The 12,553-nt window shown below is 62.7% G+C and carries 8 protein-coding genes; 7 read left to right on the forward strand and 1 reads right to left on the reverse strand.

Going from position 1 to position 12,553, the window contains the following annotated elements; translation table 11 throughout:
- Window positions 1-85 precede the first annotated feature (85 nt).
- A complete protein-coding gene (locus tag ACP7B7_RS05235) occupies window positions 86-1,306 on the forward strand; it encodes an FAD-dependent monooxygenase (protein ID WP_308925569.1) in 1,221 nt (406 codons plus the stop codon).
- A 12-nt stretch (window positions 1,307-1,318) separates the two neighbouring features.
- Here ACP7B7_RS05235 and ACP7B7_RS05240 read toward each other — a convergent pair whose 3' ends face one another.
- Window positions 1,319-3,001: a methyl-accepting chemotaxis protein gene (locus ACP7B7_RS05240; protein ID WP_426075964.1), complete on the reverse strand. Its 1,683-nt coding sequence runs from the start codon at window positions 2,999-3,001 to the stop codon at window positions 1,319-1,321.
- Window positions 3,002-3,380: 379 nt separating this feature from the next.
- Between ACP7B7_RS05240 and ACP7B7_RS05245 the strand changes: the two genes are divergently transcribed.
- The 6 genes from ACP7B7_RS05245 to ACP7B7_RS05270 all read left to right on the forward strand — a co-directional run bounded on the left by ACP7B7_RS05245 (window position 3,381) and on the right by ACP7B7_RS05270 (window position 12,467).
- A complete protein-coding gene (locus ACP7B7_RS05245) occupies window positions 3,381-5,531 on the forward strand; it encodes a TonB-dependent receptor (RefSeq protein WP_308925571.1) in 2,151 nt (716 codons plus the stop codon).
- 41 nt (window positions 5,532-5,572) lie between these two features.
- Window positions 5,573-6,514, forward strand: a complete 942-nt coding sequence (locus ACP7B7_RS05250; RefSeq protein ID WP_426075965.1) for a LysR family transcriptional regulator — start codon at window positions 5,573-5,575, stop codon at window positions 6,512-6,514.
- 34 nt (window positions 6,515-6,548) lie between these two features.
- Window positions 6,549-7,619 carry an NAD(P)H-dependent flavin oxidoreductase gene (locus tag ACP7B7_RS05255; RefSeq protein WP_308925573.1) on the forward strand — a complete coding sequence of 357 codons (1,071 nt, stop codon included), beginning with the start codon at window positions 6,549-6,551 and terminating at the stop codon, window positions 7,617-7,619.
- A gap of 178 nt (window positions 7,620-7,797) precedes the next feature.
- Complete coding sequence (fdnG, locus tag ACP7B7_RS05260; protein ID WP_308925574.1) at window positions 7,798-10,869, forward strand: formate dehydrogenase-N subunit alpha; 3,072 nt, start codon at window positions 7,798-7,800, stop codon at window positions 10,867-10,869.
- A gap of 13 nt (window positions 10,870-10,882) precedes the next feature.
- Window positions 10,883-11,809 (forward strand): formate dehydrogenase subunit beta, encoded by a 927-nt coding sequence (gene fdxH / locus ACP7B7_RS05265; protein WP_308925575.1) that lies wholly within the window; start codon window positions 10,883-10,885, stop codon window positions 11,807-11,809.
- Window positions 11,796-12,467 (forward strand): formate dehydrogenase subunit gamma, encoded by a 672-nt coding sequence (locus ACP7B7_RS05270; protein WP_308925576.1) that lies wholly within the window; start codon window positions 11,796-11,798, stop codon window positions 12,465-12,467. Before fdxH ends, ACP7B7_RS05270 begins: the two co-directional genes overlap by 14 nt.
- The last annotated feature ends 86 nt before the right edge of the window (window positions 12,468-12,553 follow it).

A 12,553-nucleotide genomic window follows, 5' to 3' on the forward strand; every position in this document is an offset into this window, starting at 1 on the left:
ATATAACATGGCAAGTCTGCTCCTTGTGGCCAAGACAGTGCCCACCTAACATGGATGCTCAATTACAAGCATGAGAGCTGACACGATGGACGCAACGAAGAAAATCCTGATCTGCGGTGGCGGTATCGCCGGCCCGGCATGTGCATGGTGGCTGGTCCAGTACGGCTACTCGGTGGTCATTGTCGAAAAGGCCAGTGCCTTCAGGGATGGCGGGCAGAACGTCGATGTGAAGGGCGCCGGGCAACAGGTCATCAAGTTGATGGGGTTGACGGAACAGATCGCAGCACGTGACACGCTGGAGTGCGGACAGAAGTGGCTGGACGCGGCCGGCAAGGTGGTGGCCGTTTTTCCGAAGGGGAGCATCGGTGGCCTGACCAGCGATTTCGAAATCCTGCGCGGCGATTTCGCCCGTGTCTTGTTCGATGCGACGCGCGACAGGTGCGAATACCGTTTTGGCACGTCCGTTGATGCCATTGAAGAAATCGAGGATGGCGTGCGCGCAACCTTTGCCGACGGCAGGGCAGAGGAATTCGCGTTCGTGATCTGCGCCGATGGTCTGGGCTCGTCAACCAGGGACCTGGCGCTGGCGGATGAAACGCGCATGCGCTACCTCGGCGCTTACATGGCGTTTTTCAAGATTCCCCGGCGTCCGGAAGACGACTTCTGGGCCTGTTCCGTCAACGGCATCGGCGGAACGATGATCAACCTCAGGCCTGGTGGCCCCACGGAGACGACCGTCCTGATGACCTTTCCGGCCAGTGAGCCCGACCCGCAGAGACCGCCGCAGCAGTCACGGCGCGACATGCTGCGTGCCGCGTTGGAGGGGCGCGGCACGGTGGCCGATCGAATCATCGCCGAACTCGGCGCGGTACAGGACTTCTACTTCGGACCGATGAGCCAGGTGCAGGCATCCGCCTGGTCGAAAGGCAGGCTGGTGTTGCTGGGCGACGCGGCACATTGCCCCACGCCGTTCACGGGCAAGGGCACGGCCCTGGCGCTGGTGGGCGCCTATGTCCTGGCGGGAGAGATCAAGCAATGCGCGACCCACACCCAGGCTTTCCAGGCGTATGAGCGCCTCCTGCGGCCGTATGCCGAGCGTTCACAGCGGGAGCTGAGTCCCCGGCTGATTCGGCTCATGCACGTCAAGACGCGCTTCGGGATCTCCGTCGCGCGCATCCTGCAACGGTTCTTCGGCAGCTCACGCATCCAGGCGCTGTTGAAACCAGGCGCCGCGGCCAAGGTTCGCAAGATCGACGAGGACTTCGCGCTGCCGCGCTATGACCTGGACCGGCGGCTGGTGGACTGAAGATGTAACTTGTCAGAACTCTTCCCACTCGCCTTCGCTGCTGCTGGCCTTCGGCTTGCTGCGCTGTGCCGGCAAGCTCAAGGCAGGGGCAGGGGCTTTCTTCGCTGGCGCTGCGGAAACGGCTGGCCGGCTGGCGCGTGCCGGCGCCGCTGCACCGGTGTCGAGACGAAATACGCTGACCACCTGCGCCAGTTCGCTGGCCTGTTCCTGCATCGCTTCGGCGGCGGCCGAGGCTTCTTCCACCAGCGCGGCGTTCTGCTGGGTAACCTGGTCCATTTCGGAAATGGCTTGATTCACCTGCTCGATGCCCGCGCTTTGCTCTTCGCTGGCGTTGCTGATTTCGCTCATGATGGAGGTGACAAAGCCGATGCTTTGCACGATTTCTTCCATCGTGCGGCCGGCCTTGTCGACCAGGCGCGTACCGGCGTCGACTTTTTGCACCGAGTCGTCGATCAGGCCCTTGATCTCCTTGGCGGCTGCGCTGGAACGTTGCGCCAGGTTGCGCACTTCGGTGGCCACCACGGCAAAGCCGCGGCCCTGCTCGCCGGCGCGCGCCGCTTCCACGGCCGCGTTCAAGGCCAGGATATTGGTCTGGAAGGCGATGCCGTCGATGACGGAAATGATGTCGACGATTTTCTTCGACGAGGCATTGATGTCGCCCATGGTCGACACCACGTCGGCCACCACGGCGCCGCCGCGGCTGGCGATATCGGCCGCGTCGCCGGCCAGCTTGTTGGCCTGGCGTGCGTTATCGGTATTCTGCTTGACGGTCGAGGTCAGCTCTTCCATCGATGAGGCCGTCTCTTCCAGCGAGCTGGCCTGCTGCTCCGTACGCGAGGACAGGTCCATATTGCCGGCGGCGATCTCGGACGATGCCGTGGCGATGGTGTCGGTGCCGCTGCGTACTTGGCCGACGATGGCCACCAGGCTGTCGTTCATGGTTTTCAGGGCATGCATCAGCTGGCCCGTTTCGTCGCGGCTGGCTACCAGGATAGTGCTGGTCAGGTCGCCGGCGGCCACGGTTTCGGCCACCTTGACGGCGGCGCGGATCGGATGCGTGATCGAACGCGTGATGCGCCAGGCAAACACAACGCCCACCACGATGGCCAGCAGGCCCAGTTCGATCAGCAGGGTGCGCGTGCTGGTGTAGGTGTCCATGATGCTGTTGGCGACGCCATCTGCGGCGGCGATCTGCATCTCGGAAAAGCGTTTCACTTCCGCCAGGTAGGCGGTGGTGATCGGCGTGACGTCCTTCTCGAACATCCGCTTGGCGCCGTCGAAATCGCCATCGGCTTTCAGCTGGAAGGCACGGCCGCGCACGGTGACATAGTCGGTGCGCACCTTGCGCACCACCTGGAACTGTTCCTTGACGGCGGGGTTGCGCAGCGATGCGGCGATCTGGTCCTGCAGCTGGCTGGAGCGCTCGGCGTGGACTTTCAGCTCCTGTTCCATCTTGGCGCGCGCCACCGGATCGCTCATCTCGAACGTGGCGACGCCGCGTACGCTGTTGATCTCGATGATCTTGGCCCATTCGGCCACCATGCGCTGGTTCTTGATGCTGGTATGGATCAGGCGATAAGTCAGGTCGCTGGCCGTTTGCATGCGCACGATGGCGGTCACGGTCAAGGCGGTCAGCAACAGCAATACAATGGCAAAGCCGACGCCGAGGCGCCCGCCGATGTTCAGGTTTTTCATGGTGGTCCTAACAGTTCAGTAATCATGATCGCCGCCGCCAGCAAGGGCGGACAGGCGCCGCAAGGCGCAGGGGATCGGGGTCTTCGGGTGCCGCGTGGTTCGTTGCGGCAAGCCACATCATGCGTGGCGATGGAGGTGTAGCCAAGGGAGCGGCGATCTGATAAATCGTCTCCCGACAAGCGGCGAGTATAGCATTGATGTAGAGAAATAGTTTTTCAAAGCAATTTAAATGGTATTTTGATACTGGTTTGCTGTCGTTTATTTACCTCAAGTGGCCTGTCTATAAGTACTGTTACTTACATTTTCCTTACTTTGCAGAACGGCTGCTGTTAATATTGTCTTGAGAATGCTTCTCATTCAAATAAATAACAGGAAATCTATGCAACCGCGCAACAAACCCGTTCTTGCACGCATGACCATCGCCTTGTTGGGCGCATTTGCTGGCGCGGCATTACCACCACTTAGCTTGGCCCAGGACAGCTTGCCGGCCGTCACGGTCACGGCCGCGAAGGATGGCGCCGGCTACGTTGCGCCCACCTCGGGCAGCGCCACCAAGACGGAAATGGCCTTGCGCGACGTGCCGCAGACCATCAATGTGGTGCCGGCCGCCGTGATCCGCGACCAGCACGCGCTGTCGATCCAGGACATCATGAAGAATATTCCGGGCGTCGGGCTGTCCACCGGCGATGGCCAGCGTGACCAGGTCTTCATCCGCGGCTTCACGGCCATCGGCGACCAGTTCGTCGATGGTTTCCGCGACGATGCGCTGTATTTCCGCGACCTGTCGAATGTGGAGCGGCTCGAGGTGATCAAGGGACCGGCGGCCGTGCTGTATGGCCGTGGCTCGTCGGGCGGCCTGGTCAACCGCGTCAGCAAGAAGCCGGGCATTGACGTGAGCGACGTGGCGCTGAGCCTGACCAATACGGCGGGGCGCCGGGGCGAGATCGATGTGGGCCGCGCCGGTGAAGACGTATCGTGGCGAGTGACGGGTGCGCGTGAACTGGCCGACAGCTACCGCGAGCAGCAGTTCCTGGATCGCACGGCGCTGGCGCCATCGGTGGCGATCCGCCTGTCCGCCGCCACGCAACTGCTGCTGCAGGGCGACTACCTGGAAGACCGCCGCCTGACCGATTTCGGCATTCCTTCCTACCAGGGCCGTCCGGTCAGCGTCGATGCCCGCACCTATTATGGCGCGGCCAATGCGCGCGATGCCGATTTCAGCCAGTCTCGCGTGGTATCGACTTCCGCCACCCTGACGCACAAGTTCAGCGACACGCTGTCGCTGCGCAATGGCTTCCGTTACTACGATTACCACCTCGACCGCAACAACACGAATATCTCGGGCAACGTCAATGAGGTGCGCGCCACCATGAACCTCGGGCATGCCAAGCTCAACCGAGACGAAAGCGGCTGGTTCAACCAGACCGAGCTGACGCAAAAGCTGGTCACGGGCAGTGTCCGCCATGAAGTGCTGTACGGCGCGGAATTCGGTACGCAGGGCAAGGATGCCAACAGCTGGGCATCGACCGTGGTGGCGACCAATGTGGCTATTGTCCACCCCGTGCTGCCGCGCGTCGATCGCACCAAACTGGGCGTGCGCAGCGACACCTTCGGTACCTATGACACGGCCGCCGCCTATGTGCAGGATGCGCTGACCTTCAGCGAAGAATGGAAGGCGCTGGCCGGCCTGCGCTACGACCGCTACGGGCAGAAGTCGCGCCTGGTCAATGCGGCCGGCGCCACCACAGCGAATTTGCAGCGCACCGATGCCGACTTCAGTCCGCGCGCCGGCCTGGTCTGGCAGCCGGGCGCCACGCAATCCTATTACGCCTCGTGGAGCCGCTCGTTCCAGCCCAGCGGCGAAAATTTCGCGCTGGCCGCCAACAATGCCGACCTGGCGCCCGAGTCGACGCGCAACACGGAAGTGGGCGCCAAATATGACTTGCTGGGCGGCCGCGCCAGCGCCACGGTGTCCTTGTTCCGTCTCGAGCGCGACAATATCAAGACCAGCGATCCCATCACCAATCGCATCGTGCCGGTCGGCACGCAGCGCACGGATGGCCTGGAACTGAGCTTCAATGCCGACCTGCGCGGTGGTTGGCGCATGACGGCCGGCTATGCCTGGTTGGACGCCACCATCACCGATTCCATCGCCGTCGACCGCAGCGTCAATACGCCGGGCGCCACCACCGCCAGTGCGGTCGCCGTCAAGGGCAAGCGCGCCACCCTGACGTCGCGCCAGACAGCCAATTTCTGGCTCACCAAGGATCTCGGTGGCGGCTTCACGGTGGGCGGCGGCGCCAATGCCGTCGGCAGCCGCTTTGCCAATCCGGGCAACACGGTGGTCTTGCCTGGCTATGTAACGGCCGACGCCATGGCGGCTTACCGTACCGGCAAGTATGAAGTGCAGCTGAACGTCAATAATCTGGGCGACACGCGCTACATCGTTTCAGGTCATGGCAGCAGTCCGAACCTGAGCTTGCCGGGCGCGCCGCGCAATGTGGCGCTGACCTTGCGCTACAGCTTGTAGTTGTTCATGGGATACTGGCGTTTTGAACGCCAGTGACCGCCATGGATTCCACCGACCTTGCATTTTTCGCCGCCGTGGCGCACGGCGGCAGCGTCACGCGCGCCGCCGCCCGGCTGGGCACGGTGCCGTCGAACGTCACCCAGCGCATCCAGCGGCTGGAGCAGCAACTGGGCGTGCCGCTGTTCTACCGCCACGGACGCGGCATGACACTGAGCGGTGCCGGTGAACGCCTGCTGCCGTATGCCGCGGCCATCGCGCACACCCTGGCCGAGGCGGGCAAGGCGATGCAGGCGGGAGCCGAGCCGGCCGGGCCGCTGCTGATCGGCGCGATGGAAACCACGGCCGCGCTGCGCCTGCCCGACATGCTGGTGCGCTACGCCATGGATTTCCCCGAGGTCGACCTGACGTTGCGCACCGGCACTTCGCAGCAGATGCGCGACGCGGTGCTGGCGCGCAGCCTGGATGCGGCGCTGGTGGCCGCCAGCGTGATCGACCTGGCGGCCCAGCCCGAACTGCTGGCCGAACCGGTCGGCGTGGAAGAGCTGGTGCTGGTCACGGCGCCATGGGTCAGCGTGTTTGGTCCGGCCAGTATCTGGAGCAGTCTGCAGGACACCAAGCTGATCGTGTTTCGCGACGGCTGCTCCTACCGCGGACTGCTCGAATCCGTGATGCGGCGCCGTGGCACGGCCCGCTTGCGCATGATGGAACTCGGTTCGCTCGACGCCATCCTCGGCTGCGTGCGCGCCGGCATCGGCATCAGCCTGCTGCCGCGCGCGCTGGTCGAACCCTTGCTGCTGGATAACAGCCTGGCCATGCATGTGGTGCCCGATGGCGCGGGCACGGTGGAAACCTTGTGCGTGCGCCGCCGCGACGGTTTCGTGTCGGCCGCGCTGGCGGCGTTCCTGCAGCGCGTGCGCCAGCAGTTCGACCATTCGGTATTGGTGACGCCAGCGTTGCCGCTGGCAGAAAGCCCGCTGGCATAGTCTAATGGGGCAGACCCCTGACGAAAGGACCGCCATGACGAACACTCTTCCTGACCAACGCATCACCAGTTTGCTGGGGGTGGCACTGCCCGTGATCCAGGCGCCGATGGTGGCGGCCGCCATGCATGAGGTCGTCATCGCCGTGGCGCAGGCGGGCGGCCTCGGCTCGCTCGCCTGCGCCGGACTCGACGCGCAGCAGATCCGCGCCGAGATGCAGGCGATTCGCGCCGCGACCGACAAGCCCGTCAACCTGAACTTCTTTTGCCACGTGCAGCCTGAAGTGGACGCCGCACGCGAAGCGGCCTGGCGCGCGCACCTGGCGCCCTATTATGGCGAGCTGGCCATCGATCCGGCGCTGCCCATCCCCACCTCGGTGCGACATCCGTTTGGCGAGGAAATGTGCGCGCTGGTGGAAGAGCTGCGCCCCGGCGTGGTCAGCTTTCACTTCGGCCTGCCGGCGCCCGCACTGCTGGCGCGGGTCAAGGCGAGCGGCGCGGTGATCCTGTCGTCGGCCACCACCGTGGCGGAAGCCGTATGGCTGGAGCACCACGGTTGCGACGCCATCATCGCCCAGGGCTGGGAAGCGGGTGGCCACCGCGGCATGTTTTTGACAGACGATATCGATGCGCAAGTCGGCACCTTCGCCCTGGTGCCGCAGATTGCCGACGCCGTCAGGCTGCCCGTGATCGCGGCCGGCGGCATTGCGGACGCGCGTGGCGTGCGTGCCGCGCTGGCGCTGGGAGCCTCGGCGGTGCAGGTGGGCACGGCTTATCTGCTGTGTCCGGAAGCGCGCACCTCGGCCATCCATCGCGCCGCGCTGGCGCAGGCGCGCGACGACCAGACGCGGCTCACCAATGTGTTTACGGGGCGGCCCGCGCGTGGGATCGCCAACCGGCTGGTGACGGAGAGGGGGCCGATGAGTTCGCTGGCGCCGGCCTTTCCGCTGGCCGGCGGCGCCTCTCTGCTGCTCAAGCAAAAGGCCGAGGCGCAGGGCAATGGCGACTTCAGCCTGCTGTGGTCGGGCCAGGCGGTGCGTCTGGCGCCCATCTTGCCGGCCGGCGGATTGACCTTGCAACTGGCGGCGGCGGCGGGGTTTATTGCTTAAAAGAAACCATAATTTAATGTGAAGAAATATTGTCTATCAGTAATCTTGATCTCTTGATGCAGCCCCATCGGTGATTGAGGCGTAAAATACAGTCATATGGCACAAGCATGTTGCTTATATCTTATCAATATGAAGCTGCCATGATCTTTTTATTTTACTCACCTCATAGAGGCCTGATATGGTTCAGATGTCAAGGCGCCAGTTCCTCAGGGTAACTGGCGCGACCATTGCCGGCTCCAGCCTCGCCATGCTCGGTTTTGCACCGGGCCAGGCGCTGGCGGAAGTGCGGCAATACAAGCTGTCCCGGACCACCGAGACACGCAATACCTGTCCTTACTGTTCGGTAGGATGCGGGGTCCTGTTGTACGGGCTGGGCGATGGCGCGAAAAACGCCGTCTCCAGCATCATTCACGTGGAAGGCGATGCCGATCACCCCGTCAATCGCGGCACCTTGTGCCCGAAAGGCGCCAGCCTGATCGACTTCATCCACAGCCCCAATCGCTTGAAAGTGCCCGAGTACCGCGCACCGGGTGGCACCGAATGGCAACCGATCTCCTGGGATGTGGCGCTCGACAAGATCGCGCGCCTGATGAAGGATGACCGCGACGCCAACCTGATCGAAAAGAATGCCGACGGCAAGACCGTCAACCGCTGGCTTTCCACCGGCATGCTGGCCGCGTCCGCCGGCAGCAACGAAGTAGGGTATTTGACCCACAAGACAGTGCGCAGCATGGGGATGCTGACCTTTGATAATCAGGCGCGTGTATGACACGGACCGACGGTGGCAGGTCTTGCCCCGACGTTTGGCCGTGGCGCGATGACGAATCATTGGGTCGATATCAAGAATGCCGATGTGATCCTGGTCATGGGCGGCAATGCAGCAGAAGCACATCCTTGCGGATTCAAATGGGTCACGGAAGCGAAGGCGCATAACAAGGCCAAGCTGATCGTGGTCGATCCGCGTTTTACCCGTACCGCATCCGTGGCAGATTACTACTGCGCCACGCGTACCGGCACGGACATCGTCTTCCTCGGCGCGATCATCAACTATCTGCTGACGAACGACAAGATCCAGCATGAGTACGTGCGCAACTACACGGACATGCCGTTTATCGTGCGCGAAGACTATGCCTTCGAAGATGGCCTGTTTTCGGGTTTCGACAAGGAAAAAGGCAAGTACACCGACAAGGCCACCTGGGACTACGAAATCGGCGACGATGGTTACGCCAAGGTCGACCCGACCCTGGAACACCCGCGCTGCGTCTACCAGATGATGAAGAAGCACTACGCGCGCTACACGACCGAAATGGTCGAACGCACGTGCGGCGTGTCGCCTGAGAAATTCCACAAAGTGGCGGAAGCACTGGCCTCGACCGCCGTGCCCGGCCGCGCCGGCACCATCCTGTATGCGCTGGGCTGGACCCACCATTCGACCGGTGCGCAGACCATCCGCACGGGCGCCATGGTGCAGCTGTTGCTGGGCAATATGGGCATCGCCGGCGGCGGCATGAACGCCTTGCGCGGCCATTCGAACATCCAGGGCCTGACCGACCTGGGCCTGATGTCGAACCTGCTGCCGGGCTACATGACCCTGCCGAACGAGTCCGAACAAGACTTCGATGGCTATATCGCCGCGCGCGCCACCAAGCCGCTGCGGCCGAACCAGCTCAGCTACTGGAGCAATTACCGCAAATTCCACGTCAGCTTCATGAAGACGTGGTGGGGCGACTTTGCCACGGCGGAAAACAATTACGCCTTCGACTACCTGCCGAAACTCGACAAGCCGTACGACCTGATGCAGGCCATCGAGCTGATGCACCAAGGCAAGATGACCGGCTATATCTGCCAGGGTTTCAATGTGCTGGCGTCCGCGCCGAACAAGCAGAAGGTCACCGAGGCGCTGTCGAAACTGAAGTTCCTCGTGATCATGGACCCGCTGGCGGTGGAAACGGGCGAATTCTGGAAGCCGCACGGCCAGTACCACGAAGTCGATCCGAGCAAGATCATGACCGAGGTGTTCCGCTTGCCGACCAGCTGCTTCGCCGAAGAGCGCGGTTCGCTGGTCAGCTCCTCGCGCGTGCTGCAGTGGCACTGGCAGGCGGCCGAACCGCCGGGCCAGGCGCGCAGCGACCTGGAGATCATGTCGGGCCTGTTCCTGCGCATGCGCACCATGTACCAGAAAGAGGGCGGCAAGTTCCCGGACCCTATCGTCAACCTGACGTGGAATTATGCGCAGCCGCATAACCCGCAGCCGGAAGAGATCGCTCGTGAATTCAACGGCAAGGCGCTGGCCGACCTGTACGATCCGAAGGACGCCACCAAATTGTTGGTGAAAAAGGGCGAGCAGCTGGCTTCGTTTGCGCAGCTGCGCGACGATGGCACGACCTCCAGCGGTTGCTGGATCTTCGCCGGCAGCTGGACGCAGGCGGGCAACCAGATGGGACGGCGCGACAACAGCGACCCGACCGGCATCGGCCAGACTTTGGGCTGGGCCTGGGCGTGGCCGGCCAACCGCCGCGTGCTGTACAACCGCGCTTCCTGCGACCTGAAGGGCAAGGCCTTCGACCCGACCCGCAAGTTGATCGAGTGGAACGGCACCAACTGGAGCGGGGCCGATATTCCCGACTTCAAGGTCGACGAACCGCCGGAAAACGGCATGGGGCCGTTCATCATGCTGGGCGAGGGCGTGGCGCGTTTCTTTGCGCGCGGCGCCATGGCCGAAGGGCCGTTCCCCGAACATTACGAGCCGTTTGAAAATCCGCTCGGCTACAACCCGATGCATCCGAAAAACCCGCAGGCGACCAGCAATCCGGCCGCGCGCGTGTTCGCCGATGACCGGAAAATGTTCGGCACCCATGAGGAATATCCGCATGTGGCGACCAGCTACCGCCTGACCGAGCATTTCCATTACTGGACCAAGCATGCACGCCTGAACGCCATTATCCAGCCGCAGCAATTCGTTGAAATCGGCGAAGAGCTGGCGAAAAGCATCGGCGTGGTGGCCGGTGGCGAGGTCCGCGTCAGTTCCAAGCGCGGCCATATCATCGCCAAGGCCGTCGTCACCAAGCGCATCAAGGCTTTGATGATCGAGGGCAAGCAGGTGCATACCGTCGGCCTGCCGCTGCACTGGGGCTTCACGGGCGTGGCCAAGCCGGGGTATCTGATCAATACCCTGACACCGGGCGTGGGGGATGCGAATTCGCAAACGCCGGAATTCAAATCCTTCCTGGTGAAGGTGGAAAAAGCATGATGGGAGCTCAATAATGGCACTGCAATCCTTAGATATCCGGCGCCTGTCCGCCACCACCGTGACCCCGCCGCAGGCGAGGACGCCGGTGACGGGCACGGTCGCCAAGCTGATCGATGTGTCGAAGTGCATCGGCTGCAAGGCTTGCCAGACGGCGTGCATGGAATGGAACGACTTGCGCGATGAAGTCGGCGAAAACCATGGCACCTACGACAATCCGACCGACCTGACGCCGCAATCGTGGACGGTGATGCGTTTTGCCGAACACGAAAGCAACGACGGCAACCTGGAATGGCTGATCCGCAAGGACGGCTGCATGCACTGCGAAGACCCGGGCTGTTTGAAAGCCTGCCCGGCGCCGGGCGCCATCGTGCAGTACACCAACGGCATTGTGGATTTCCACCAAGAAAACTGCATCGGCTGCGGCTACTGCGTGGCCGGCTGTCCTTTCGACGTGCCCCGCATTTCGAAAAAGGACGACCGCGCCTACAAGTGCACCTTGTGTTCGGACCGCGTGGCCGTCGGCCAGGAACCGGCCTGCGTGAAGACCTGTCCGACCGGCGCCATCGTGTTCGGCACCAAGGAGGACATGAAGGTGCATGCGGAAGAGCGCATCGTCGACCTGAAGTCGCGCGGCTTTGAAAATGCCGGCCTGTACGATCCGCTGGGCGTGGGCGGCACGCATGTGATGTATGTGCTGCACCATGCCGACAAGCCGCGCCTGTACTCCAACCTGCCGGACCGGCCGCGGATCAGTCCGATGGTCGGCTTCTGGAAGGGCTGGTCCAAGCCGCTGGCGGTGGCCGGCATGGCCGCGACGGCGCTGGCCGGCTTCTTCCACTACACGCGTGTCGGTCCGAACGAGGTGAGCAAAGACGAAGAGCACGAGGCACTGGAAGAGGCCAACCGCATCCGGGAGGAGGAACAGCATGAGCCACGTTGAACATCATGATGACAAGCTTCGCGACAAGGACGGCAATCCGCTGATACAGCGCTACAACCCCAATGAGCGCACGAATCACTGGATCACGGCGATTACCTTCGTGATGCTGGCCTTGTCGGGCCTGGCCATGTTCCATCCGTCGATGGCGTGGCTGGCGCTGCTGTTCGGCGGCGGGCAATGGACGCGCATCCTGCATCCGTTTGCCGGTCTGGTGATGTTTGTCTCGTTCGCGATCCTGGTGGTGCGTTTCTGGCACCACAACAAGTTCGAGGACGGCGACAAGCAGTGGCTCAAGCAGATCGATGACGTGCTCAACAACCGCGAAGAAAAGCTGCCGAAGATCGGCAAGTACAACGCCGGCCAGAAGATCCTGTTCTTCGTGCTGCTGTTCTGCATGTGCGGTCTGCTGCTGTCGGGCATCGTGATCTGGCGCGCGTATTTCGCGTTCTATTTCCCGATTCCCGTCATCCGCGCCGCTGCCTTGCTGCACTCGGTCTGCGCCTTCGGCATCATCTGTTCGATCATCGTGCATATCTATGCCGCCCTGTGGGTCAAGGGCTCGATCGGCGCCATGGTGCGCGGCACCGTCACCTATGGCTGGGCGCGCAAGCACCATCCGAAGTGGTTTGAGGCGGTGATACGCAACGACAAACACTAGGGTTTGCCGCTTTAACCCGAGTGCAAGAACCGGGGTCAGTCGCAACGGACTGGCCCCGTTCTTTTTATCGATTAAAATACTTTACG

This window comes from Janthinobacterium sp. PSPC3-1 (assembly GCF_049896105.1).
GTDB lineage: Bacteria > Pseudomonadota > Gammaproteobacteria > Burkholderiales > Burkholderiaceae_D > Janthinobacterium.

What these genes read in the sequence shown, in the direction of transcription:
- ACP7B7_RS05245 (WP_308925571.1), top strand. Translation starts at nt 3,381, where the DNA reads ATGCAACCGCGCAACAAACCCGTTCTTGCACGCATGACCATCGCCTTG.
- ACP7B7_RS05240 (WP_426075964.1), bottom strand. Translation starts at nt 3,001, where the DNA reads ATGAAAAACCTGAACATCGGCGGGCGCCTCGGCGTCGGCTTTGCCATT.
- ACP7B7_RS05255 (WP_308925573.1), top strand. Translation starts at nt 6,549, where the DNA reads ATGACGAACACTCTTCCTGACCAACGCATCACCAGTTTGCTGGGGGTG.
- ACP7B7_RS05235 (WP_308925569.1), top strand. Translation starts at nt 86, where the DNA reads ATGGACGCAACGAAGAAAATCCTGATCTGCGGTGGCGGTATCGCCGGC.
- fdxH (WP_308925575.1), top strand. Translation starts at nt 10,883, where the DNA reads ATGGCACTGCAATCCTTAGATATCCGGCGCCTGTCCGCCACCACCGTG.
- ACP7B7_RS05270 (WP_308925576.1), top strand. Translation starts at nt 11,796, where the DNA reads ATGAGCCACGTTGAACATCATGATGACAAGCTTCGCGACAAGGACGGC.
- ACP7B7_RS05250 (WP_426075965.1), top strand. Translation starts at nt 5,573, where the DNA reads ATGGATTCCACCGACCTTGCATTTTTCGCCGCCGTGGCGCACGGCGGC.